The sequence below is a fragment of the Algoriphagus mannitolivorans DSM 15301 genome, from assembly GCF_000429425.1.
In the GTDB taxonomy this organism is placed as follows: Bacteria; Bacteroidota; Bacteroidia; order Cytophagales; family Cyclobacteriaceae; genus Algoriphagus; species Algoriphagus mannitolivorans.
In genome coordinates this window covers 270,711-295,194 of the sequence record NZ_AUBV01000007.1, presented here as the reverse complement: position 1 = coordinate 295,194, position 24,484 = coordinate 270,711, and the positions used below count along the sequence as shown (strand labels likewise).

19 protein-coding genes and 2 tRNA genes are annotated in these 24,484 nt (G+C 40.8%); 16 read left to right on the top strand and 5 right to left on the bottom strand.

Annotated features, from left to right (window positions below; genetic code table 11):
- The first annotated feature begins 54 nt into the window (after positions 1-54).
- The 4 genes from thrS to rplT all read left to right on the top strand — a co-directional run bounded on the left by thrS (position 55) and on the right by rplT (position 3,315).
- Entirely contained in the window at positions 55-2,007 is a 1,953-nt protein-coding gene (gene thrS / locus G458_RS0109605; protein WP_026951718.1) for a threonine--tRNA ligase, read from the top strand.
- 81 nt (positions 2,008-2,088) lie between these two features.
- Entirely contained in the window at positions 2,089-2,646 is a 558-nt protein-coding gene (gene infC, locus G458_RS20520) for a translation initiation factor IF-3 (RefSeq protein WP_084438848.1), read from the top strand.
- A 24-nt stretch (positions 2,647-2,670) separates the two neighbouring features.
- Complete coding sequence (gene rpmI / locus G458_RS0109595; protein WP_026951717.1) at positions 2,671-2,865, top strand: 50S ribosomal protein L35; 195 nt, start codon at positions 2,671-2,673, stop codon at positions 2,863-2,865.
- 105 nt (positions 2,866-2,970) lie between these two features.
- Positions 2,971-3,315 carry a 50S ribosomal protein L20 gene (rplT, locus tag G458_RS0109590; RefSeq protein WP_026951716.1) on the top strand — a complete coding sequence of 115 codons (345 nt, stop codon included), beginning with the start codon at positions 2,971-2,973 and terminating at the stop codon, positions 3,313-3,315.
- A 64-nt stretch (positions 3,316-3,379) separates the two neighbouring features.
- Here the strand turns inward: rplT and G458_RS0109585 are convergent, their stop codons facing one another.
- The 3 genes from G458_RS0109585 to G458_RS0109570 form a co-directional block, all read right to left on the bottom strand.
- Entirely contained in the window at positions 3,380-6,382 is a 3,003-nt protein-coding gene (locus tag G458_RS0109585; RefSeq protein ID WP_026951715.1) for an AsmA-like C-terminal region-containing protein, read from the bottom strand.
- 607 nt (positions 6,383-6,989) lie between these two features.
- A complete protein-coding gene (locus tag G458_RS0109580) occupies positions 6,990-7,259 on the bottom strand; it encodes a GIY-YIG nuclease family protein (protein WP_026951714.1) in 270 nt (89 codons plus the stop codon).
- Between the two features lie 336 nt (positions 7,260-7,595).
- Positions 7,596-7,669: transfer RNA gene (locus G458_RS0109570), tRNA-Met, on the bottom strand.
- Positions 7,670-7,883: 214 nt separating this feature from the next.
- Between G458_RS0109570 and G458_RS0109560 the strand changes: the two genes are divergently transcribed.
- The 8 genes from G458_RS0109560 to bshB1 all read left to right on the top strand — a co-directional run bounded on the left by G458_RS0109560 (position 7,884) and on the right by bshB1 (position 16,489).
- Positions 7,884-8,279, top strand: a complete 396-nt coding sequence (locus G458_RS0109560; protein WP_026951712.1) for an START-like domain-containing protein — start codon at positions 7,884-7,886, stop codon at positions 8,277-8,279.
- Between the two features lie 70 nt (positions 8,280-8,349).
- Positions 8,350-10,095 (top strand): LptF/LptG family permease, encoded by a 1,746-nt coding sequence (locus G458_RS0109555; protein WP_026951711.1) that lies wholly within the window; start codon positions 8,350-8,352, stop codon positions 10,093-10,095.
- Positions 10,096-10,167: 72 nt separating this feature from the next.
- Positions 10,168-10,443 carry a 30S ribosomal protein S15 gene (rpsO, locus tag G458_RS0109550; protein ID WP_026951710.1) on the top strand — a complete coding sequence of 92 codons (276 nt, stop codon included), beginning with the start codon at positions 10,168-10,170 and terminating at the stop codon, positions 10,441-10,443.
- A 101-nt stretch (positions 10,444-10,544) separates the two neighbouring features.
- A complete protein-coding gene (gene pnp, locus G458_RS0109545; RefSeq protein WP_026951709.1) occupies positions 10,545-12,692 on the top strand; it encodes a polyribonucleotide nucleotidyltransferase in 2,148 nt (715 codons plus the stop codon).
- Between the two features lie 58 nt (positions 12,693-12,750).
- The gene (locus G458_RS0109540; RefSeq protein ID WP_026951708.1) at positions 12,751-13,614 is read left to right on the top strand and encodes a sigma-70 family RNA polymerase sigma factor; all 864 of its coding nucleotides are present in this window, start codon (positions 12,751-12,753) and stop codon (positions 13,612-13,614) included.
- 162 nt (positions 13,615-13,776) lie between these two features.
- Positions 13,777-14,721: a thioredoxin-disulfide reductase gene (trxB, locus tag G458_RS0109535; RefSeq protein WP_026951707.1), complete on the top strand. Its 945-nt coding sequence runs from the start codon at positions 13,777-13,779 to the stop codon at positions 14,719-14,721.
- A gap of 7 nt (positions 14,722-14,728) precedes the next feature.
- Positions 14,729-15,766 (top strand): M23 family metallopeptidase, encoded by a 1,038-nt coding sequence (locus tag G458_RS0109530; RefSeq protein WP_026951706.1) that lies wholly within the window; start codon positions 14,729-14,731, stop codon positions 15,764-15,766.
- Between the two features lie 6 nt (positions 15,767-15,772).
- Positions 15,773-16,489, top strand: coding sequence for a bacillithiol biosynthesis deacetylase BshB1 (gene bshB1 / locus G458_RS0109525; RefSeq protein ID WP_026951705.1), 717 nt, complete (start codon positions 15,773-15,775; stop codon positions 16,487-16,489).
- 1 nt (position 16,490) lies between these two features.
- Here the strand turns inward: bshB1 and pdxH are convergent, their stop codons facing one another.
- Positions 16,491-17,126, bottom strand: a complete 636-nt coding sequence (gene pdxH, locus G458_RS0109520) for a pyridoxamine 5'-phosphate oxidase (RefSeq protein ID WP_026951704.1) — start codon at positions 17,124-17,126, stop codon at positions 16,491-16,493.
- A 102-nt stretch (positions 17,127-17,228) separates the two neighbouring features.
- On the opposite strand from pdxH, the gene G458_RS0109515 reads away from it, so the two are divergent.
- The 3 genes from G458_RS0109515 to G458_RS0109505 all read left to right on the top strand — a co-directional run bounded on the left by G458_RS0109515 (position 17,229) and on the right by G458_RS0109505 (position 20,045).
- Complete coding sequence (locus tag G458_RS0109515) at positions 17,229-17,798, top strand: YqgE/AlgH family protein (RefSeq protein WP_026951703.1); 570 nt, start codon at positions 17,229-17,231, stop codon at positions 17,796-17,798.
- A gap of 48 nt (positions 17,799-17,846) precedes the next feature.
- On the top strand, positions 17,847-19,865 hold the full coding sequence (locus G458_RS0109510) for a DUF349 domain-containing protein (RefSeq protein ID WP_026951702.1): 2,019 nt from the start codon (positions 17,847-17,849) through the stop codon (positions 19,863-19,865).
- Positions 19,866-19,972: 107 nt separating this feature from the next.
- Positions 19,973-20,045: transfer RNA gene (locus G458_RS0109505), tRNA-Thr, on the top strand.
- A 144-nt stretch (positions 20,046-20,189) separates the two neighbouring features.
- Here G458_RS0109505 and G458_RS0109500 read toward each other — a convergent pair.
- Positions 20,190-21,398 (bottom strand): glycoside hydrolase family 18 protein, encoded by a 1,209-nt coding sequence (locus G458_RS0109500; protein ID WP_026951701.1) that lies wholly within the window; start codon positions 21,396-21,398, stop codon positions 20,190-20,192.
- 357 nt (positions 21,399-21,755) lie between these two features.
- Between G458_RS0109500 and G458_RS0109495 the strand changes: the two genes are divergently transcribed.
- Positions 21,756-24,452, top strand: a complete 2,697-nt coding sequence (locus G458_RS0109495) for a DUF7133 domain-containing protein (RefSeq protein ID WP_026951700.1) — start codon at positions 21,756-21,758, stop codon at positions 24,450-24,452.
- The last annotated feature ends 32 nt before the right edge of the window (positions 24,453-24,484 follow it).

Here is a 24,484-nt window from a genome sequence, read left to right as displayed (position 1 = left end):
ATATTTGCAGCTTAAATCCTTTGCCTGTTTGTATGGGCAGAAAAACAAAAACACATGTCACAACCAATTAAAATTACCCTGCCGGATGGTTCGGTGAGGGAGTATGAAAAAGGAACAACCGGACTACAGATTGCTGCCAGTATCAGCGAGGGTCTAGCCCGGAATGTCCTAGCCGCCAAAGTCAACGGTCAGGTATGGGATGCAACTCGTCCTATTGAGGAAGATTCTTCACTTCAATTGCTTACCTGGAATGACGGAGAGGGAAAAAACACCTTTTGGCATTCCTCTGCACACTTGATGGCAGAAGCTTTGGAAGCGCTTTATCCAGGGATCAAGTTTGGGATCGGACCGCCAATTGAGACGGGATTCTATTACGATGTCGATTTTGGCGACCATAAACTAGAAGGGGATGAGCTCGAAAAAATCGAGCAAAAGATGATTGAACTTGCCAAGGAAAAGAATGAATATATCCGGAAACAAGTCGCTAAGAAGGATGCCATAGCCTATTTCTCCGAAAAGGGAGACGAGTACAAATTGGATTTGCTGGAAGGTTTGGAGGATGGTTCCATCACCTTCTACGAGCAGGGAAATTTTGTAGATCTCTGCCGAGGTCCTCATATTCCGAATACCGGATTTATCAAAGCTGTTAAGCTGACCAATATCGCTGGAGCATATTGGAGAGGAGACGAAAAGCGTAAAATGCTGACCCGTATTTATGGAGTGACTTTTCCGAAAGCCCAAGAGCTGAAGGATTATTTGACCTTGTTGGAAGAAGCCAAAAAACGTGATCACCGTAAGATTGGCCGTGAATTGGAGCTTTTCACCTTCTCTGAAAAGGTGGGAATGGGGCTTCCGCTTTGGTTGCCTAAAGGAACCCTGCTTCGGGAGCGTTTGATCAGCTTTATGAAAAAAGCCCAAGATAAATCCGGGTACCAGCAGGTAACAACTCCTCATATTGGTAGTAAGGTATTGTATGAAACTTCCGGCCACTATGAGAAGTACGGCAAGGATTCTTTCCAGCCAATTACCACTCCACACGAAGGAGAGGCGTTTTTGCTCAAGCCGATGAATTGTCCGCATCACTGCGAGATTTATAAGCACAAGCCTAGATCATACAAGGATCTTCCGATTCGATATGCTGAGTTTGGAACTGTTTACCGCTACGAACAAAGCGGAGAATTGCATGGTTTGACCCGAGTTCGAGGCTTTACTCAGGATGATGCTCACATTTTCTGCCGACCAGATCAGGTGAAGGAGGAGTTCATCAAGGTGATTGACTTGGTACTTTATGTATTCAAAGCGCTGGGCTTTAAGGATTACACGGCTCAGATTTCCCTTCGTGATCCGGAGAATCCGTCCAAGTATATCGGCGGTGATGAGGCTTGGAACAAGGCTGAGTCAGCGATTATCGAAGCCGCGGCGGAGAAAGGTTTGGAGACAGTTACTGAACTTGGGGAAGCTGCATTCTATGGCCCTAAGCTTGACTTTATGGTTAAAGATGCTTTGGGAAGAAAGTGGCAGCTAGGAACTATCCAAGTGGACTATCAGTTGCCGGATAGATTCCAACTCGAATACATCGGTTCTGACAATCAAAAGCACAGACCTGTCATGATTCACCGGGCACCTTTTGGTTCCTTAGAGCGCTTCGTAGCAGTATTGATTGAGCATTGTGCAGGTGATTTCCCTCTCTGGTTGTCACCTGAACAAATAAATATTCTACCTATTTCAGAAAAATATATTTCCTACGCAGAGGAACTAAAAGGTATTCTTGATGAAGAAGGGATCACCGGAAATATTGACAACCGAGACGAAAAGATCGGACGTAAAATCCGCGATGCAGAAGTGAAAAAGGTACCATTTATGCTTATAGTGGGAGAAAAAGAGCAGGAAGAAAGAAAAATCTCCGTACGGAAAAGGGGAGAAGGCGACTTGGGAAGTTTCTCGATTGAGGACTTTATCAAGTATTTTCAAGGGATAATTTCAGAATCATTAAGTAAAGAAGAATAAGGTAAAATTTTATTCTGGTTTTCTGAATTAGAAATTATTCCGATATTTGCAGGCAATTTCATTAAAACAACAGAAGCTAACTTGAGCCAAAGACCACAACAGCATCAAAGAGGAAGACAAGAGGAACCATACCGGGTAAATGAAAAAATCAGAGTCCGTGAAGTCCGAGTAGTAGGAGATTTTGTAGAAGGAGGGAACGCAGTTCTTCCTACCGACAAAGCACTAAAACTCGCAGCAGAAAACGAGCTGGATCTTGTCGAAATTTCCCCTAACGCATCTCCACCAGTATGTAAAATCATCGATTACGCGAAGTTTAAGTACGAGCAAAAGAAGAAGCAGAAGGAGATCAAGGCCAATGCAGCCAAGGTAGTTTTAAAGGAAATTAGGTTTGGACCTAATACAGATGATCACGATTTCAATTTCAAGCTGAAGCATGCCATCAATTTCCTAAAGGAAGGGGCAAAAGTGAAAGCTTACGTGCATTTTGTGGGTCGTTCCATTGTATTCAAAGAAAGAGGGGAAATGCTTCTATTGAAGTTTGCCCAGGCTCTTGAAGATTATGGTGCGGTAGAACAAATGCCTAAGTTGGAAGGAAAGCGAATGAACATCTTTATAGCTCCAAAAGCTCAGAAGAAATAATTTCAACCAACTAAATACAGCAAAATGCCAAAAGTAAAAACCAAATCAAGTGCAAAGAAGCGGTTCACTTTAACAGGAACCGGCAAAATCAAAAGGAAACATGCTTTCAAAAGCCACATCCTGACGAAAAAATCTACTAAAAGAAAGCATAACTTGACTAAAACCGGTCTTGTACATGCTTCCGATGAGGGTAGAGTAAGAGACATGTTGAAAATCTGATTTTTGACAGAATCTCTAAAAAATTAAGGTTTATTTATTCACCAGATACTTTGGTAAAAAAGATCCTAAACATTCGGGACACCAAGTGTCAAAAAACAAAAAACTATGCCTAGATCAGTAAACGCGGTAGCGTCAAGAGCAAGAAGAAAAAAAGTGCTAAAGGCCACTAGAGGTTATTTCGGAAGAGGTAGCAACGTATGGACTGTAGCCAAAAACAAGTACGAGAAAGGTCTTCAGTACGCTTACAGAGACAGAAAAGCTAAGAAAAGAGAATTCAGAGCTTTGTGGATCCAGCGTATCAATGCCGGTGCTAGAGAGCACGGCGTATCTTATTCTCAATTGATGGGTCTTTTGAAGAAAGCAGAAATCGAACTTAACCGTAAGGTTTTGGCTGATCTTGCAATGAACCATCCTGAGGCATTCAAAGCTGTTGTTGAAAGAGTAAAATAAGGTAGGCACACCTTATTTTGCGGAAAGCCTTCCCGATCGGGAAGGCTTTTTTTATTTACCCTGCTCAGTTATTATCCTTGATGATAGTCGTATCAGGTTTTGCCGGAGCTTTGGGCAGTATCCCTTTGAGTAGCTTTTTAGCCTCTCCAGCAGCTTTCTCTTTGACTACATTACTTTGCTTTACAACTTCCTTTTTGAGGCTGTCCTGAACGACAGTTGCTTTAGCTTTTAACTCCTGTTTCAAACTGTCCTGAGCTGCTGCAAATCGTTCTTTTGCTTCATCCTGAAGGGCTTTTGTTTCTCCCTGCACTCTGGATTTTAAAGCATCAGCAAGGATTGTTTCGATGCTGTTTCCTCCCGCCAGACTAACTTTTGGGCTCTTGTACGTACCTGAAAGGTTAAATGCAAGAGGAATTGGAGTGTTTTGGTCTACCGTATTGTCTGTTATTTTGGACAAAAGAGAGGTGGCCTGAGCTCCGAATTTCCTGGCAGGAACCTCCAATTGAATCAGGTAATTCATGGATCCGTCAAACCCCGCAGAACCCTGAATTTGAGTTTGGTAATCCCAAAGTTTCAGATTGAATGGCTTCACATCCATAACCCCATTTTCAATAGTAACCGGAATGGCAAGGTTTTTTAATTCGATCGAATTGGTATCCTGTAGCTTGGTCAGCGTGGTGATCCCTTGCAAGATTTTACTGTCCTTAAGAGCTGTTTGAGCCACTTGAAGCAAACCAATAGCATTCATCGTCGAAAGGATTGGCATCATATCTTGACCAAGGTTTCCAGAAAAACGAAGATTGGTATTGAATTTTCCAGTTAGGTTTTCGGCAATTGGAGCGAAGGCCTTGATTGTATTGAATTTGCTGAATGCCTCCGCAATACTCAAATCAATCACCTGGAGGTTAAAATTGAACTTGGGGGCCACCAAATCCCTAGGATCGTAATTTCCATTTAGACCGATTGTTCCGCCTAGGGTTTTCATGGAAGCATCAGAAAAACTCAGAACTCCTTCTCTGAGAACCAATTGACCTTTTACCTCCTTTAGGTTTAAATTATCGTAAAGAACTTCATTGGCATTTACAGCCATGGTAAAATCAATGTTCTTTGGAAGTTCAATGACGGTTAAACTTGCGGAGGTAGAAGAATTAGAAGATTCCGTCATCCATTCATTCACATTGAATTTTGTACTGCTTAGCGAGAGCTGCCCTTTCAGAATCCCGTTTTGGTTGAGGAAATAGTCCATGTAATTAGAAAGTGTCCCTGTAGCTTGCAATGGACTTTGCCCGAGTATGGCATCGAATTCTGATAGGGTAATTCTTTCCGGAGAAAATTCCGCTTTAGCTTTTTCGATTTGGACTCCTTGAGGAACTTCTTCTGATAGGTATTTGAAGCCGCTTAGCTCCAAAGTCCCCTGATTGGTCAATTGATCATACTTTTTGGATTCAACCGCCGCGTAGGATCCTTTGGTACTCAAGTCTGTTTTGATTTTACCTTCCAAAGTCAGGCCTTCCATCGGGAAAATCGCCATGACTTTTTTGAGATCCACTGCACCCTTGATTTCCCCGTCCCAAACCAATTTGTCCAAATCTCTGAGATTAATTTTTCCTTGAATCGCTTCACCTTCCAAATTGAAGCCGAATTGAGGGATATCAACCAAAAAATCTTGCATGGTTCCTTTCTGATTTTTGATAGATGCTTTTGCGTAAATCTTTTCAATAGGGGCAGGATATTCTTGGTTTTTTGCGTATCCATCCCGGAGTTCAAGCAGGATATCCATGGCCGGAAATTCCTTTTTCAAGGAATCATATCGCCCTTTTGCTGTCGCATTGATGTCCAAAATTCCTTTTAAATCCATTCCATCTATTGGAAAAATAGAGGTCAATTCGTCAAGGTTTAGCTTCCCTTTCAAACCTGCGTCAATGGGATAATTGATTAGGTTTGCCAATAGGAACCTACCGGAGATAGGGTTTGAACCAAAGTCAAGATTGAATTTTGGAATTGATACAGAGGTGTTTTCCAGTAGTGCGGTTTCATTTTTCACTACAAGGTCCATATTGACATTTTTGACAGGCCTTGGTAGGTCTGGATATTTAAACATCCCTCCGGAGATGTTTAAGGCAAGTTCAAATGCCGGAAATTCAGTATCACTGTAAATACCTTTTACAAATCCTTTCATATCCATTTGGCCGGAGGTTTCAAGCTTGGAAAAGGAATCTGAGTACATCCCTGGGACAAGAGAAAGGATGCTTTTGAAGTCGTGGTCTTTACTCTGAAAAGCCAAATCGAATTCAATATCTTCTTCAGGCATGGCTATAAATCCCGATAAGCCAAAACCAAAGTCGTTCAATCTGAAATCGCCTTCAGTTAGCCCAAACTTCATTTTAGGCAAATCAATGTCTAAAAGGGTTTTACCTTCAAAATCTTTGTTAGAGATATAGCTAATCCCTTCATAGTTTATCTCGGCTATTTTTGCCGTCAAATCTACCGGCAACTCAAATTTTTCCGTGGTGAACTCACCTTTACCTTGCCCTTGAACATTTGTCAAGACCATCAAATAGGCCAGTGAACGATCTTCATAAATCAGGTTCACATCTTTCAATGAAATTTTGTTCACCGAAATCGTAAGAATTTCTTCCTCTTCCTGTTCCGGTTTTTCTTCTTCTGGATAAAAAATATCATAGTTTGCGGTACCATCTTCTAAAACTTTGATGAAAAAATCCCCGCCATTTAGCTCAATTCCAGTCAAGGAGGGATTCTCCTGAAATAAGACCGACATAAGGTTAAAGTCAATTCCAAGTTCTTTCAGGTTCAATAAGGTGTCTTGTTGAAATGGAGGATTACCCACAATACCAAAGTCTTCAATAGTAACAGAGACATTGGGGAAGCTTCGCCAAAGACTGATGCTGATTTTATTTAGATCATAGATAACGTTGGCATTGACTGAATTGGAAATCTCTCGATCCAATCTGGCAATGATCTTATCTTTGAACAGAAATGGGAGAAGGGTGATTAGAATTAAGAGAAATGCAAAAATTCCAGAACCGATAAGCAGAGTCCTTTTCATAAGTGATTTGGTTGATTTAATAGAGTTGCCCATTTCAAAGAAGACAAACTCCATCTATAGGTACGTGATTCCAGAATAAAAACACAAGATTTTTGCCTGAAGTTTATTGTTTTAAGGAGAATTAAGGTCACAAGCCTGAAAAGCAGGCAAAGAAAAAGAATGGATAATATGGAATCATTAGTAAGGAAAAATATATCAGCTCTAAATGAATTCCATTAATCTATTGGGTAGATAAAATAAAAAAGACTTCCGTTTCCAGAAGCCTTAGTAGTCCGGAAAGGATTCGGGAGGAGTTGAACCCGTGTCCGCCACGGCGGATATTAATCCTGCGCTTTCTTGAGGTAAAATGGTAGGACTTCATTTTTAATCCATTGTCTTCCGACTCCGGTTTTCAATTCCTTTTCACGCTGTAGCGTTAAAGATTTATCTTCAAAAAACTCCACCCAAATTACTGTCCTAGGCCGAAGTCTAGTAGTGAGCTTTTTCTTGGATTAGGAATGGTTGTGAGATGATTAAAATAAAAAAGGCTTCCGTTTCCAGAAGCCTTTGTAGTCCCGAAAGGATTCGGGAGGAGTTGAACCCGTGTCCGCCACGGCGGATATTAATCCTACTCTTTCTTGAGGTAAAATGGTAGGACTTCATTTTTAATCCATTGTCTTCCGACTCCGGTTTTCAATTCTTTTTCACGCTGTAGCGCTAAAGATTTATCCTCAAAAAACTCCACCCAAATTACTGTCCAAGGCCGAAACCTAATAGTGAACCCTTTGGTGGATTTAGAATTGTGGAAATTAAATCTGGAAATTAAGTCTGAAGTCATTCCAGTGTAAGATCGTCCAGAGGAAAAAGAGAAAAGCACATACACAACAAATTCATTCATCGTATAAAAATGTTAATACAAAAATAAAAAAGACTTCCGTTTCCAGAAGCCTTTGTAGTCCCGAAAGGATTCGGGAGGAGTTGAACCCGTGTCCGCCACGGCGGATATTAATCCTACGCTTTCTTGAGGTAAAATGGTAGGACTTCATTTTTAATCCATTGTCTTCCGACTCCGGTTTTCAATTCCTTTTCACGCTGTAGCGTTAAAGATTTATCTTCAAAAAACTCCACCCAAATTACTGTCAAAGGCCAAAGTCTAGTAGTGAGCTTTTTCTTGGATTAGGAATGGTTGTGAGATGATTAAAATAAAAAAGGCTTCCGTTTCCAGAAGCCTTTGTAGCGAGGACGGGAGTTGAACCCGTGACCTCAGGGTTATGAATCCTGCGCTCTAACCAACTGAGCTACCTCGCCAGAATTTTTCTTTTAAAATATTTTAGTCCTTGACTTTTGAAATTATTGGCTATATTAAACCACCATCGATCTCGAAGAAAAGGATAGGATTCCGTTTGAATCTTTCCTGTTGACCCCTTTTCGAAAGGGAATGCAAATATGAGGTCTTGTACTTTGAAATGCAAGTTGAGTTTTAAGAAAAAGTGTGAAAAAATCACCTTCAATTTATCCTGTCATGGTTAGAAACAAGTTTGTAGCTGATTATCAAATAAATGCTTCCAAGAAAATAGTTTTTCATTATTTAAGCACTGCAAGTGGTTTGGAGGAATGGTTTGCCGACAATGTCCGAATAGATGAGGACAAGAATTATATTTTCAACTTCGATAATGAAGATCACTATGCCCGATTGGCCTCCCTAAGGTCTAATGCCCATGTAAAATTCGATTTTTTCGACCCTGCCAATCCTGATGATTCCAATCATTCTTATATAGAATTTAAACTGGAGGAGAATGAATTGACCCAATCCTTATTTCTAAAAGTGATTGATTATTCCAATGACTACGAAGAAGAGGAGCTTGAGGCAATCTGGGATGGACTGGTACATCGTCTCAAGGAAATTATCGGTGGATAAATTGGTTGTAAATCGCCAACTTTGAACCTGAAAATAGTATTCCCGTAGATTTCCGGGAGAAACTCCCTTAATGAAGAAATTAGACAAGCTTATATTGGGGTCCTTCATTGGCCCCTTTATTCTTACATTTCTGGTAGTTGACTTTATTCTTTTAATAGTCAACATGCTGAAATACTTCGATGAGATTTTTGGCAAAGGATTGAGCTTTGCAATTTACGCCGAGTTGATCGGGTATTTTGTGGTAAGTATTTCTCCGATGGCTTTGCCTTTGGCAGTCCTTCTTTCCAGCTTGATGACATTTGGGAATTTGGGGGAACATTTTGAATTGACGGCAATCAGGAGCAGCGGAATATCACTTACCAGGGCTCTTCTTCCTATTGGAATATTCGCGGCTGTCTTAACCGTCTTTGCTTACCTATCCAATAATTACCTTGTACCCAAGGTCAATCTCAAAACATTCAGTCTTTTGTATGATATCCGAACCAAATCCCCGGCTTTGGATATCAAAGAGGGGGTTTTTTACAGGGGCATTCCAAATTACAGCATCAAAATAAACCAAAAAATAGACGATGTACGACTGAGAGACATCATCATTTACAATCATTCGGAAGGGCAGGGGAATTTAAATGTGACTTTGGCTGATTCCGGGAGAATGGAGACTTTTCTCAATGATTCCTATATGAAACTGACCTTGTATAATGGTCAGAATTATAAGGAGGCCCGGACTACAAGAGGGATTGCAGAACCTCCTGTTGAATTCTCAAGAACTAAATTTTCCGAAAACATTATCATTTTTGATCTTGCTGCATTTCAGTTGAGCCGAACGCCGGAGGATTTATGGTCCACAAACCGGGCGATAAAAAACATCGCAGAAATTAAAGACGGCTTAGATTCCATTTACTCATTGGTAAATGACTTGAAATTTCAGAATTACCAAACAGCTGAAAGCATCTATCCTTTTTTTACAAAAAACAGAAAATTGACTCCTCCGGATAAAATCAGTGAGCGAAAGGCAAAGGATGATACACTGAGAAAGCAAAAAATCCTTTTGGAGCGAGAGCTGAACGATTCCCTTGCCAGAAGCATAGATAATCGAGACTCCTTGAGAGTTGATTCCAGTAAGATAAAAGCTAATCTCCGTCCCGAGACGAAAATAACTGTCAGCACCAACTCTCAGTTTGCAGATTCGATAATTCAAAAAAAATTGCTTCGCAAAGGAGTATCAGTAATAAAGCCAAAGGAATCGGAATCTTATTCAGTAGATACTGCAGGCGTAGGGGAAGTAAAAAAGAAGACGATTGATCCTGACCGTCGATTAACGGAAAGTGAACAAAATGCCATTGATTCCCTTATGTATCAGCGTGGGTATATGACCAATGCCATATCTATGGCGTTGAATAATTCCAGAAATCTAAAAAACACCTTTAATATCAAAGCCAGTCAAGTCGATGGGCACGAGCGGGAATATAGAAGGTACGAAATCGCCTGGTACCAAAAATACACTCAAGCAGTAGCTTGTTTTGTGATGTTTTTGATTGGAGCTCCGTTGGGATCCATTATCAAAAAAGGGGGGTTGGGATTGCCAGTGCTGATTTCGATCACATTCTTCATCTTGTATTACATGCTGACCATTACCGGAGAAAAATGGGCCAAAGAAGGGTTGGCCGACTCTCTGTTTGGCACATTCTTTTCCATTTTGTGTCTGATACCATTTGGATTGTTCTTTTTGAGACAGGCCAGGAAGGATGCGAGACTCTTTGAAGCTGATTTCTATTTGGAATATTTGAGGAAGTTTAAGAAGGGAATTCAGAGATGAAATTCAATACTTCCTTTTTATAATTGAAATTTAGCTCTACCTTTGTGACTGTTTTATTTAATTTAGCTAAACATGTATTTGACATCAGAGAAAAAACAAGAGTTGTTTAAGAATCATGGACGGTTAAAATCTGCTACTGATACAGGATCTCCTGAATCTCAGATTGCCCTCTTTACTCACAGAATCCAGCATTTGACTGAGCACCTAAAGTCTAACAAGAAAGATCACTCTTCAAGACTAGGTTTGATGAAGCTGGTAGGTAAAAGAAGAAGCTTGCTGGATTACCTCCATAAGAAAGACATCGAGCGCTACAGAGCAATCATTGCTGAGCTCGGAATTAGAAAATAATCCTTTCAGTAAGGTTCTCTTAAATTGAGAACCTTACTTTTTTCTTTTTTAAGGTTCTTGTAAATTTTTAAACCTTAGACGCTTTAATCTAACACTCATTTATGTTACCAAACTTAATCACCAAAACCATCACACTTGAGGATGGTAGAGAAATTATCATTGAAACCGGCGCTTTGGCCAAACAGGCGGATGGTTCAGTTGTTGTTCGCATGGGAAAAACCATGCTTTTGGCCACTGTTGTTGCGAAAAAAGATGCCCTTGAAGGAGTTGACTTTTTACCTCTTTCAGTTGATTACCAAGAAAAATTTGCCGCCTCAGGAAAGATCCCAGGTGGATTTTTGAAAAGAGAAGGAAAGCTTTCCGATTATGAAGTATTGATCAGCCGTTTGGTTGATCGTGCGATCCGTCCGATTTTTCCTGATGATTACCATGCAGATACTCAGGTAGCCATCACGCTAATGTCTTCCGATGAGGAAGTATTGCCAGATGCGCTTGCCGGACTGGCAGCTTCATCTGCTTTGGCTGTTTCAGATATCCCTTTCAACGGACCAATTTCTGAGGTTCGAGTAGCTAAGATCGATGGTAAACTTATCATCAATCCGAGTCCAAAGGCTTTGGAATCTGCTTCCATGGAATTTATAGTTGCAGGTTCTATCGATTACATCCTGATGGTAGAAGGTGAGGCCAACGAAATCTCTGAAGACGAGATGGTGGAAGCATTGCAATTTGCTCATGATGAAATCAAGAGACATTGTCAGGCTCAAATCGAGTTGACTAAACTGGTTGGAAAAGAGCAAAAAAGAGAATATTCTCACGAAAAGTCTGATTCTGCCCTTTATGACAAAATGAGAGCAGAGCTTTATGACAAATTATATGAAGTCGTAAGCCGCCAGATCCCAAATAAAAACGAAAGATCTACACTTGTAAAAGAAATCAAGGAAGCTTTTGTAGAAAGTTTGGGAGAGGAGCATGGATTTGAGGCTAGCTTAATTGGCCCATATTTCCATAAAATTCACAAAGAAGCTGCCCGAAATCTTACTTTGAATGAAAAGAAAAGATTGGATGGTCGTAAGCTCGACGAGGTTCGTCCTATTTGGTCAGTAGTAGATTATTTGCCTTCAGCACACGGCTCTGCGGTATTTACCAGAGGTGAAACTCAGTCCATTACCACTTGTACTCTTGGTACAAAAATGGATGAGCAGATGGTGGATGGAGCAGTAATCGAAGGTTACAACAAGTTTTTCCTTCATTACAACTTCCCGGGTTTCTCTACAGGTGAAGTAAAACCAAACAGAGGCCCAGGTAGAAGAGAAGTGGGGCATGGTAACTTGGCCATGAGAGCTTTGAAAAAGGTTCTTCCTTCCGAAAATGAAAACCCATATACCATCCGAGTGGTGTCTGATATTTTGGAATCCAATGGATCTTCTTCCATGGCAACCGTTTGTGCAGGAGCTTTGGCGCTTATGGATGCAGGTATTCCTATCAAAGCCCCAGTTTCTGGTATCGCGATGGGCATGATTTCTGATGCTAAGACCGGCAAATATGCGATCCTCTCCGACATCTTGGGCGATGAAGATCACTTGGGCGACATGGATTTCAAAGTTACCGGAACTGCGAAGGGAATTACCGCTTGCCAGATGGACTTGAAAGTAGAAGGTTTAGATTATGCAGTTTTGAAAGAAGCTTTGTATCAAGCCAAAGAAGGAAGACTTCATATCCTCAACGAGATCACTAAGACGCTTGCTGCTCCAAGACCAGATTTGAAGCCGCATACTCCACGATCATTCATGATGTGGATTCCTAAGGAACTTATCGGCGCAGTGATAGGCCCAGGTGGTAAGGTGATTCAGGAAATCCAGAAAGACACTTCTACTACCATTGTTATTGAAGAAGTAGATAATCAAGGGAAAATCAATGTATTCTCTGCCAATCAGGCTAACATGGATGCAGCAATTCAAAGAATTAAAGGAATTGTCGCTCAGCCAGAAATCGGAGAGACTTACACGGGTAAAGTGAAAAATATCCAACCTTTTGGAGCATTTGTGGAATTTATGCCAGGAAAGGATGGTTTACTACATATATCCGAGATCAAGTGGGAGAGACTTGAAAGCATGGATGGAGTATTGGAACCAGGTGAAGAAATTATGGTAAAACTTATTGATGTCGATAAAAAGACAGGAAAATTTAAGCTTTCCAGAAAAGTTCTTCTTCCAAAGCCTGAAAAACCTGCTCCAAAAGAACAAGCTTAAGAAAACAATTGTTTATCTTAAAAAACTAAACTTCAATTTCTCAAAATATTAAGACTGAATGAGGCAGCTAAAAATTAGCAAACAGATTACCAACAGAGAATCTCAATCCCTGGATAAATACCTTCAGGAAATTGGTAAAGTGGATCTGTTGACAGCTGATGAAGAGGTAGTTTTGGCAAAAAGAATCCGGGAAGGCGATCAGCTGGCCTTGGAAAAATTGACCAAAGCAAACCTTCGATTTGTAGTCTCTGTAGCCAAACAATATCAAAACCAAGGTCTTTCTCTTGGAGACCTGATCAATGAAGGAAACCTAGGTCTGATCAAAGCCGCACAGCGATTTGATGAGACAAGAGGTTTCAAATTCATTTCCTACGCCGTATGGTGGATCAGACAGTCAATTCTCCAAGCTTTGGCCGAGCAATCCAGAATCGTAAGACTTCCACTCAACAGAGTTGGTTCTTTGAACAAAATCTCCAAAACCTTCAGTGAATTGGAGCAGAAATTCGAAAGAGAACCATCCCCTGAAGAACTGGCGGAAGTTCTGGAAGTAACTGCCTCAGAGGTTGTTGATACTATGAAGATCTCCGGTCGTCACGTCTCAATGGACGCTCCATTTGTACAAGGTGAAGAAAATAGCCTTTTGGACGTTTTGGAAAATGACGGAGATGAGAAGCCAGATGATGGATTGATGACTGATTCTCTTCGTAAAGAAGTTCAGCGTGCATTATCCACCCTTACCCAAAGAGAAGCTGATGTAATCACGCTTTACTTTGGCCTCAATGGAGAGCATGCGATGACTTTGGAGGAAATTGGTGAAAAGTTTAACCTTACCCGTGAAAGAGTAAGGCAAATCAAAGAGAAAGCCATCAGAAGACTTCGACATACTTCAAGAAGCAAAACTTTGAAACCCTACCTGGGATAACAAAATAAAAGGGGTGTTAAGCCCCTTTTTTTATTCCCCCAAAACCAGAAATTATCTTCCTGAAAATTAGTAACAATTCACACCTTTAGGAATTTTAACTTTTCCGAGTTTTGTTACCAATTCATAAATGACAAATTTTAACCGATTTAATACTCGCTATTAATGAATCAAGCTATTGAAAAGGCCAAAGTACTGATTATAGGTTCTGGCCCGGCAGGTTATACCGCAGCCATTTACGCAGCTCGTGCTGGAATGAAGCCTATTCTATACACCGGTGGACAGCCTGGAGGCCAATTGACCATCACGACAGATGTGGAAAATTACCCAGGATACCCAAATGGGGTCATGGGACCTGAAATGATGGAGGATTTTAGAAAACAAGCAGAACGCTTTGGGACTGATATCAGATATGGATTGGTAACGGGCGTTGATTTTTCTAAAAGACCTCATGTGGTGACTGTAGATGATCAAATTACACTGCATGCCGATACCGTGATTATCTCCACTGGAGCATCAGCCAAGTGGCTGGGACTGGAAAGTGAAACCCGATTAAATGGAAAGGGCGTTTCTGCCTGTGCTGTTTGTGATGGATTCTTTTTCAGAGGACAGGAAGTGGCCATTGTAGGTGCAGGAGATACAGCCTGCGAGGAAGCTTCTTACCTGGCAAATATTTGCTCCAAAGTTTACATGATTGTGAGAAGAGACGAAATGCGCGCATCTCAAATCATGCAAAACCGTGTAAAGAATAATCCTAAAATCGAAATCCTTTGGAACACAGAGACTGAAGAAATTTTAGGTGAGCAAGAAGTGACAGGGGCTAGGTTGATAAACAATATTACAGGGGAAAAAAGGGAGATTTCAATTTCTGGCTTCTTTGTTGCTATTGGTCACCAACCCAATACTGAGATATTTAAAAACTTCATCCACATGGATTCATCCGGTTATATCAAAACTATACCTGGAACTACCAAAACCAATGTGGAAGGAGTATTTGCTTGTGGAGATGCACAGGATAATGTATACCGACAGGCAGTAACCGCTGCAGGAACGGGGTGTATGGCTGCTTTGGATGCGGAACGCTTCATGGCAGAGCAAGAAAATCACTAACCGATTAATGAAAAGTAATTACCTGAAAATTTTATTTGGATTGATCTTGAGCATTGGTTTCTTGGAAGCCAATGCTCAAGTTTTTCCAAAGATTATAAAGAAAAATACCAATCAAGTAGAAGTACCTGCTGAAAGGAGAAACATTGAACTCCGGCAGTTTGACCAAGATTCATATTTACGGACCCTTACTTCACAAACTGATTCTATTCTATTTCAAGGTGATGTAAACCTGTCCCGAATCCGATCCATCATCAGCGAAGATCCTTTGGGCTATTTATGGTCACCAACCAATCAGTTGATAAAAATCTCAGAGCAGGTTCAAATTGATTCCATCTGGGTAACTGCTTTTGAACATTATTCCAATTGGGATAGCAAGAAGGTTGATATTTATAATTTTGACATCAGAAACTTTCAGGACAGTCTTTTATTGAGATTGTACGATCCCAGATTTGGCATGAATTGGAAATTCCCGCTAGATCAATCCAAAAAAACATCGGAATTCGGACCAAGATGGGGGAGGATGCATTATGGGACCGATCTGGATTTGGAAACTGGAGATCCTGTTTATGCAGGTTTTGACGGAATTGTGAGAGTAAAAGCCTACGATCGGTATGGTTGGGGCTATTTTGTGGTGGTGAGGCATAAAAACGGTCTGGAAACGTTATACGGACACCTTTCCAAACAAATTGCCCAAGTGGGCGATGAAGTGAGGGCAGGTGATATAATCGGTAAAGGAGGAAGTTCTGGACGAAGTACTGGTTCCCATTTACATTATGAAATGCGGTACAAAGGATTAGCTTTTGATCCTGAAAAAGTCTACGATTTTGAAACTGGTGAATTGACCCAGCAGGATATTCTGATTTCTAAAGACCTTTTTTCTCATGTGGCAAAAGCCAGAGCTGCGGCCTATCATCGAGTAAAAAGAGGAGATACTTTAGGATCCATTGCCAGAAGGTATGGTGTACCTATCAGTCAAATCACCAGATTGAACGGAATTTCAACCAGAACAATTCTCCGAGTAGGTCAAAATCTACGCGTAAAATAAAAACAAATGAAACTGGATATTTTGGTCATTGCTGCACATCCGGATGATGCTGAATTGGCTTGTTCTGGAACAATTGCAGCCCAGGTCGCTAAAGGTTATAAAGTCGGTATTGTAGATCTGACTCAGGGGGAAATGGGAACTCGGGGAACTCCTGAGATTCGCCTGCAGGAGTCTGCAGAAGCTGCAAAGATTCTTGGACTTTGTGCGCGAGAAAACCTTGCTTTCAAAGACATTTACTTTAAAGATGATGAAACTCATCAGCATGAGTTAATCAAGATTATCCGTAAGTATCAGCCTGAAATTGTGTTGGCTAATGCAGTCACAGATCGACATCCAGATCACGGCAAAGGTGGTTCATTGGCCACAAATGCCTGCTTTATGAGCGGATTGAGAAAAATAGAGACTCACTTGGATGGAGTGAATCAAGAGGCTTGGAGGCCAAAGTTTGTCTATCATTACATCCAAAACAACTACATTGAGCCGGATTTCATTGTCGATATATCGGATTACTGGGATACCAAAATTGCCAGCATAATGGCCTTTAAATCTCAGTTTTTTGACCCAAGTAGTCAGGAGCCTGCAAGCTTTATTTCCTCACCTGAATTTCTTCCCTTTATCGAATCCAGAGCCCGTGAACTCGGACATAGAATCATGTCAAAGTATGGAGAAGGATTTACGGTAGAAAGATTTATTGGGGTTCATGATCTTTTTGACTTGAAATAAATCAGGGGGCAAGTCGGAATATTTCCCAAGATCCATCAGGCTTCTTTTCATATGCGATCCGGTCGTGAAGCCGACTTGGCCTTCCTTGCCAAAACTCAAAACGAATGGGGTCTAATCTATATCCTCCCCAATTAGTGGGTCTGGTGATAGGTTCTTTAGAAAATTTTACTTCTAGCTCCTGAATTGTTTTTTCGAGGAATTCCCGGTTGGGGATTTTTTGACTTTGGGGAGAAGACCAGGCTCCGATCTGAGAACCAAGAGGCCTTGAAAAATAATATTCATCTGATTCTTCGGAGCTTATTTTTTCCAAGGTTCCGGTCACTCGTACCTGCCTTTCCAATTCAGCCCAGAAAAAAGTCAAAGACACTTTTGGATTTTCCTCAATCTCTTGGCCTTTATCACTGGAGTAATTGGTGAAAAACACGAATCCATGATCTACCCCTTTGAGTAGTACGATACGGCCAGCAGGGAATCCATCTTTGCCAATGGTAGATAGGCACATTGCATTGACCTCCAATACTTCAGAGTCAACAGCTTCTTCAAACCATACCTTAAATTGCTGTATTGGATTTGATTTTACATCCTTGATATCCAAAGTTTTAAGGGTGTAATCTTTACGGATTTCAGAAAGCTTCATTGGAAATTGATTTTTATTTTAAATTTCATCTAAAAGTAAAACCCCCATTGCATTTTTAAAATTATGGGCTATATTTTTCCTTCAAATAAATGACAAACCCAGATGAATTCTGAGCCAGATAAGCATCCAAAAGCAGGAGATTTACTAATCTCCGAGCCCTTTTTGCAAGATGAAAACTTCATAAGGTCTGTCGTTTTGTTATGTGAACACAACGAGGAGGGAAGTTTTGGTTTTATTCTCAACAAACCTTCAATTCTTCATTTAGGAGAATTAGTCGAAAATCTATCCTTTTTGGAAAATGAGGTTTTTGTAGGAGGGCCCGTTGAGCAAAATACCCTGCATTTTATCTACTTCGAAGAAAACCCGCTTCCCGGAAGTGTGGCCATAGGAAAGAATTTATGGTGGGGAGGGGATTTTGATTTGCTGATTGAAAAACTAAAACTTCATCAAATTTTGCCTGATAAAGTGATCTTTTTTATCGGCTATAGTGGATGGGGACCTCAACAACTCGATGAGGAACTTGAAGCCAAAACTTGGATCGTTTGCAGGCAAGAAGTCGATGAATCTACCCTTCAAAATACCCCTGAAGAATTGTGGAAAGTTCTTTTAAAAAACATGGGAGGGGAATTTAAGGTGATCGCAAATTATCCCCTTGACCCAAGATTAAATTAGGCAAAATCCCTACTTTTGCCCATATTGCCTTGAAATTGTAGCGTTTTTATGACCGAGAAAAGTAACGAATTGTCTGAAAATGACAAGGTGACCCAAGTCTCTTCTCAAGAGACAGAAGGTATCGAGAATGTAAATGAAAAACCTGAAGAAGCTAAGGCTCCGGAATCTTCGTCAGAAGAAACTCCACAGGCTATGAGCCAGCCTGAAGATGATGCCAAACCTGCCAAAGCCGAGGAAGAAGCGGAATCTATTCAAGAGCCTAGTGAAAAATCAGTTGAACAACCATCTGTAACCAGTGAATCAGAAGGAAATTCTGAATCTGAAGAAGAATCCCACGATGAGGAGGAGACTGAGGAGGAGATTCCTGATTTGGCTAACCTTTCCAAGGTTCAGCTTTTAAAGCTTTTAAAGGACAAAATCCAACACGGAAATATTCTTAAACTCGACAAGCTTGCCCACGAAATCAAGGATGCTTTTGAAGAGTTGGAAAATAAAGATAAAGAAGCCGCACTCGCTAAATTCAAAGAGTCAGGTGGTACCGAAGATGATTTTGAATACCGTCTGCACGATGAGGAACGAGAGTTTCACAAAGTTTTTGGCGACTTCCGACACCAAATTTATACCCTCCGCAAGGAAGCCGATAAACAAAAGGAAAAGAACCTTGAAACTAAAACCGAGCTTTTGAATAAGCTTCGTGAATTGGTGGATGGTGAAGAGACCACCCTTTCTATGAATGCCATCAAGGCAATTCAGGAGGAATGGAAGTCTATCGGGCCAGTTCCATCTTCCCAAAACCGTAATCTTTGGGCTAGCTATAATGCTTTAATGGACCGGTTTTACGATAACCGAAGCATCTACTTTGAGCTCAAAGAGCTTGATCGCAAAAAGAATTTGGAAAGTAAGCTTGAGCTTTGTGAAAAGGCAGAAGCGCTTAAAGAAATAAAAGATCTTAAGGAAGCTATCAAGCAATTGAATGACCTTCATGAGGAATTCAAGCATATTGGACCTGTTCCAAGAAGTGAGCAAGAAGAGCTTTGGCAAAGATTTAAGGCTGCATCTGATGCAATCTATGATCGTAGAAAGGTCTTTTTCGAAGGTCAAAAAGAGGTTTACAAGGAAAATCAAGATCAAAAAGAAGCTTTGATAGCTCAGTTAGCAGAATATGCGAATTTCACTGCTGACAGAATCAAAGACTGGAATACCAAGACCAAGGAAATTCTTGAAATTCAGAAGGCTTGGGAAAAAATCGGACCTGTTCCAAGAGAAGCCGGAAAAGAGATTAATAGATCTTTCTGGTCTGCTTTCAAGCAGTTTTTCCACAACAAAAACATGTTCTTTAAGCAGCTGGATGAGGTAAGAGCTACCAACCATAAAAAAGCTGAGGAGCTGATTGCGCAAGCTGAAGCTTTGATGGAGAATACCGATTGGCAAAGCACCGCAAATCAATTGATCGGTTTGCAGCAAGAATGGAAAAAACTGGGACCAACTCCAGAAAAGTACCGTGATGCGCTTTACAAGAAATTCAAAAACGCATGCGATACATTCTTCGAAAATAGAAGAAATTCCAACAAACAAGCTAATTCTGAATTCGATGCCAACCTGAAGAAAAAACAGGAGATCATTGCCAATATTGCCAAGGCTGCTTCAGGTGAAAGCCTTACCGAAGAGGAGTTGACAAATTTTGTGAATGAATTCAATGAGGTTGGTTTTGTACCGAGAAAAAATATCAAAGAAATCCAGGCTCAATTAAAAGACGCTATTGAAAAGTACCTCACTAAGTTGGATCCAAGTGGTGAAGACAAGGAGGATTTCTTGTTCCGATTGAATCTGAACAAGATTCAAAGCGATCCAAATTCTGTGAAAACCTTGAATAAGAAGGAGCACGGCATTCGGAAGCAAATTGCAGACTTGGAAAACAACATCACCCTTTGGAAGAACAACTTGGAGTTTTTTGCAGCTTCCAAAACTGCAGATAAGCTCAAGGATCAGTTTGATGTGAAAATTCAAAAGGCAGAAGAGGAGATAGAAAAGCTTAAAAAGAAGCTTTCGATTCTTCGGGAGTTTTAATTTTTCCTTCTCAAAATCTGGTAGATAGCTCTTTTATAGAAAAATCTCTGGGTTTGAGTTTGGAGTCAAAAGCTCATCCGCCTATATTTGCACCACGTTAAAGGCAAGCCTCTTTAGCTCAGCTGGTAGAGCAACTGACTTGTAATCAGTAGGTCGCTGGTTCGATCCCGGCAAGGGGCTCTTGATCGATAGACACTTAGATGAAAATCTAAGTGTCTTTTTTTTGCAGAATCACTTCGTGTGGATAGATTATAAGCCTTTCTAATTACAAACAAATAAAGCCCTCTGATTTCACAGAGGGCTTTATCATTGAAAAGGGTAGAATCAATCTTTCTTTTTCCCAGAAGCCTTATGAATGGCATCCAAGAGACTTCCTTCTTCTTTGGTGTCATTTCCTAATTCCCAAAACATAATCCCGCCTAGGCCTTTATCAAGGGCATATAGAGTCTTTTCAGCAACAGAAACTGTGTCATCGTAAGAAACAAACAAACTATCTTGGGAATTATACAGGTAAGGTGCCCTGGCTTTTTCATCCCAGTATCTCACAAAATTAGAGTCTGGCTCGTATTTATCACGAATTTGATGATAGGCCATCCAACCGATATGCAATCCTTGGCTCAATTGATACAAGCCATTATTCACAGGAGGTACCCCTTTCCATACTCTACCGTAGAACGCTCCTCCGATAACAATCTGCCTAGGATTAACACCCTCATGAATCAAATAGTCTACAATTTTTTGAGCAGAGCGAGGATCTGGATCCAAAGTTTCTCCTGCCTGGAAAAGACTATCCAAATGGGATTGAAAGGGAGTACCATCAATATCAGCTCGCTTGACATCTCCCAGAGGGGTGTGATGACCAGTGTAAATGGAAACTCCCGAAACCTGGTCGTAGGTCATCACATTGGTAAAGTCAGCATATTTCATCACCTCATTGATTTCAATATGATGGTAGTAGAGTTTCCATCCCGCTGAAGCGAATGTCAATACTTTTGGCGAGTCAAAAGTGTCCAGCATCTCTCTCAATCCCTTCATCAGTGCTGTGAAATTTTGTTTGTCTTCTTCTCTCGCCATTGTGCCCGCACCGGAAATACCAGGATATTCCCAATCCATATCTAATCCGTCCAACCGATAAGCCTGAATAAAATCTTTAGCACTTTGGATAAATTTGGTTCGGCTTTCAGCAGTCAAGGCCATATCAGAAAAACCGTCAGCTCCCCAACCACCGCATGCAATCATTACTTTTAAATCAGGATTTCTCTCTTTTTGATTGACCAAGGCCTGCAGTTTTGGTCCTGCTTCCTCAGGATTTCTAAACTTCATTTCCCCATCGATTACATGAGTGAAGGAATAGATAATGTGAGTTAGTTTTTCTACAGGGATTTCTTCTGGCTTATAATCTTTTTCTGGCACGTAATAGGCCATGATTACAGGAGTGTGCTCAACAACATTCCTTTTGGTTTCTTGTGGAGTACAGGCCGTACAGAAAATCACAGTAAGGAAGGTAATTGATAATAAAATACGGGTGTTCAAAACGAGCTTTAATTAAGTTGAATGATTTTTTTTTGTAAGGTATGGCTCATTCAAGTAAAAAATACAATAAATAGATTGAAAAAATATTTTTTTTCGAAGTTATGATTTGAGTCAAAAGGACAATAAAAAAGCTGGTTTCAATTAAAAAACTGGCTCCTTGTGGATAAATAAGGCTTTTTTCGAGTGAGCAGGTTTTGAGAAACCTTTAAATCCCATTTGGAAAGACTTTTGAAATTTGATTTAAGGCCTGATGCTTTTTTGGTCGGGGGAGTTAAAATGAAATTTTGGATTACTTTGCTTTGTAAATGATTCGAAAAGAATCAAAACCCACCCTTAACCTTCTGCTCAAAATAACCTATGCGTTTTTTAAATTCCAGATTCCTCATTTCAGCTTCCCTTTTGGGAGGAATAGTAGCATGTTCTGCACCTGAAAGATCACCTTTCGACGTTTCTCCCGCAGAATCAATGGACCCCAAAAGACTTGAACAACCCTATCCCCAAATTTCTATTCCGGAGGGGATTGATTTAGAATCACCAACTTGGAAAGGAATTGATTTAAGTCCAAAACCTCCCGTAATTCCTGTCTCTGCCAATGAACAAAAGAAATCCTTTGTTTTGCAGCCAGGGTATCGAATGGATCCTGTGCTTTCCGAGCCACAAATCCGTGAACCTGCAGCTATTCAGTTTGATGGAAATGGCCGCATGTATGTTCTTGAATTGAGGAGCTACATGCAGGATTTGGATGCTAATGGAGAACTTTTGCCAACTTCCAGAATTTCCAGATGGGAGGATTTGGATAATGATGGGGTGTACGAGACAGGGACTGTTTTCTTAGACAGTCTGGTTTTTCCTCGATTTGTGGTTCCTTTTGGTCCCAATTCTATCCTTTCCATGGAATCCAATGAAGATCATGTCTATCGATACACAGATACCAATAAGGATGGGAAAGCTGACAAAAAAGAGCTTTTTGTCTCGGGATTAGGTCGTTCCGGAAATGTGGAACATCAAACCAGCTTTCTAACTTGGACATTGGACAACTGGATGTATAGCACCTATAACAGCAAGCGGATTCGTTGGACACCAACTGGGATTATTCAGGAACCGAGCGGAAATCCATGGGGTCAGTGGGGTGTAACACAGGATAGCTATGGACAAATTTGGTTTCAGGATGGGGCAGGAGGGGTGCCTCAAGGATTCCAATTTCCTATTGTCTATGGAAATTTCAGGGTAGAAGGTGGCTTGAAAGAAGGCTTTAGAGTTCCCTATAGCTTGGTTCAACTGGAGGATTTTCAACCTGGTATGAAAGAAGTAAAACCAGATGGTTCACTTTCTAATGTCACAGGAGCAGCTGGAAATGACGTTTTCCGTGGGGATCGACTTCCCAAGGATTTGGTAGGAGATTACATTTACGGGGAGCCTGTTGGGCGTATTGTCAGACGGGTGGTCACCGAAAAAACAGAAGGGCTTTCTTACCTCCAAAATAAATACATTGATTCACAGGCCGAATTTATCCAATCCACAGACCCTTTGTTTAGGCCAGTAGATATGGCCACCGCACCAGATGGTACGCTTTACATCGTGGATATGTATCGAGGAATTATCCAGGAAGGTGAATGGACTCAAGAGGGGAGTTATCTCCGCACAAAAATTCAGCAATATCAAATGGACGACATCATTGGAAATGGGCGGATTTGGAGGTTGAGTTATGAAGGAATGCCAAGAAATACCGAAAAGCCCAGAATGTATGAGGAAACGTCCGCTCAATTGATCAGGCACTTGGAGCATCCCAATGGTTGGTGGAGAGATATGGCTCAGCAACTTTTGATATTAAACCAAGATAAATCCGTGGTCAGTGAACTGACTAAAATGGCCAAAACCTCCAAGAATGAATTGGCAAGGATACATGCCTTATGGACCTTGGAAGGCCTAAGTGAATTGAAGCCAGATTTAGTCAAAAGCTTTGTGTCTGACTCTAATCCAAAAATCAGAATTCAGGGCTTAAGAGCCAGTGAAACTTTGTATAAATATGGTGAGAAAAGCCTAGCCGAACTTTATCGTACTACATCAAAAGATAAAAACCCGGATGTGGCGATCCAAGCACTCCTAAGTGCTTATGTCTTAAAAATTGATCAAGTAGAAACTTTGATTCAAGAAGCCTTAAAAAGCAATGCTGCCAAGGGAATTCAGGTTATTGGAGCTCAACTTTTGGAAAAAATTGAAGAAGCCAAAAAAGCGGCTGAAACCAAATTTTCTCCCAAAGAGACAGCCTTGTTTGTCAAAGGAAAATCTATTTATGATAGCTATTGTTCTACTTGTCATGGACCAAAAGGTCTCGGTTCGCCTACCGGTAATGGTCATTTGATTGCCCCGGCCTTCTCCGGTTCTCCCCGGGTAATGGGGCATCCCGAATATTCTGCCAAAGTGCTATTGCATGGACTGACGGGAGGGATAGATAATAAAGAATACGAAGGGGTGATGATCGCAATGAATTCCAATGACGATGAATACATTGCCTCAGTGATTTCTTATATCCGAAATGATTTCGGGAATTCAGGAAGTTTTGTTTATCCGGAATACATTGCCCAAATCCGAAAAGAAACTGAAGCCAAAAAGACGACCTATTCTTTCGATGAATTGGTAGGTGAAATACCTAAGCCTTTAACTTTTCAGGATAATTGGGAAGTTTCTGCGAGTAGCACAGCCGCTATAGGCGTAGGATATCCAAAAGACCCAAGCTATGGCTTTACTTTCAAAGGATGGAAATCAGAAGGAGGTCAGTCGGTTGGGACTTGGTTTAGCGTAAAACTTCCACAAGCCCAGAATCTGACTGAAGTCCAGTTTGATTCTGGGAAAGAAAATTTTCCGAAAAAGTATTCCGTTTCGATTTCTTCAGATGGAAAATCCTGGACCAAATTAGGAGAGGGGCAAGGAAAACCCGGTATCAATTCGTTCAGTTGGAAGCCTACCCAAAAAGCCAGCTATCTTAAATTGGAATCTCTGGAAAATGGAGATCAGCCTTGGGCAATGAAAAATGTAACGCTTTTTGCAAGGTAGTAGGGTTATATAGCCTTAAGAGGGAAGTCAGC

Excerpts from the sequence above, each read along its gene's own strand:
- pnp (WP_026951709.1), top strand. The coding sequence starts at position 10,545 with ATGTTACCAAACTTAATCACCAAAACCATCACACTTGAGGATGGTAGA.
- thrS (WP_026951718.1), top strand. The coding sequence starts at position 55 with ATGTCACAACCAATTAAAATTACCCTGCCGGATGGTTCGGTGAGGGAG.
- G458_RS0109540 (WP_026951708.1), top strand. The coding sequence starts at position 12,751 with ATGAGGCAGCTAAAAATTAGCAAACAGATTACCAACAGAGAATCTCAA.
- trxB (WP_026951707.1), top strand. The coding sequence starts at position 13,777 with ATGAATCAAGCTATTGAAAAGGCCAAAGTACTGATTATAGGTTCTGGC.
- G458_RS0109555 (WP_026951711.1), top strand. The coding sequence starts at position 8,350 with ATGAAGAAATTAGACAAGCTTATATTGGGGTCCTTCATTGGCCCCTTT.
- rplT (WP_026951716.1), top strand. The coding sequence starts at position 2,971 with ATGCCTAGATCAGTAAACGCGGTAGCGTCAAGAGCAAGAAGAAAAAAA.
- G458_RS0109560 (WP_026951712.1), top strand. The coding sequence starts at position 7,884 with ATGGTTAGAAACAAGTTTGTAGCTGATTATCAAATAAATGCTTCCAAG.
- G458_RS0109515 (WP_026951703.1), top strand. The coding sequence starts at position 17,229 with ATGAATTCTGAGCCAGATAAGCATCCAAAAGCAGGAGATTTACTAATC.
- G458_RS0109585 (WP_026951715.1), bottom strand. The coding sequence starts at position 6,382 with ATGAAAAGGACTCTGCTTATCGGTTCTGGAATTTTTGCATTTCTCTTA.
- G458_RS0109495 (WP_026951700.1), top strand. The coding sequence starts at position 21,756 with ATGCGTTTTTTAAATTCCAGATTCCTCATTTCAGCTTCCCTTTTGGGA.
- bshB1 (WP_026951705.1), top strand. The coding sequence starts at position 15,773 with ATGAAACTGGATATTTTGGTCATTGCTGCACATCCGGATGATGCTGAA.
- rpsO (WP_026951710.1), top strand. The coding sequence starts at position 10,168 with ATGTATTTGACATCAGAGAAAAAACAAGAGTTGTTTAAGAATCATGGA.
- rpmI (WP_026951717.1), top strand. The coding sequence starts at position 2,671 with ATGCCAAAAGTAAAAACCAAATCAAGTGCAAAGAAGCGGTTCACTTTA.
- G458_RS0109530 (WP_026951706.1), top strand. The coding sequence starts at position 14,729 with ATGAAAAGTAATTACCTGAAAATTTTATTTGGATTGATCTTGAGCATT.
- G458_RS0109580 (WP_026951714.1), bottom strand. The coding sequence starts at position 7,259 with ATGAATGAATTTGTTGTGTATGTGCTTTTCTCTTTTTCCTCTGGACGA.
- G458_RS0109510 (WP_026951702.1), top strand. The coding sequence starts at position 17,847 with ATGACCGAGAAAAGTAACGAATTGTCTGAAAATGACAAGGTGACCCAA.
- pdxH (WP_026951704.1), bottom strand. The coding sequence starts at position 17,126 with ATGAAGCTTTCTGAAATCCGTAAAGATTACACCCTTAAAACTTTGGAT.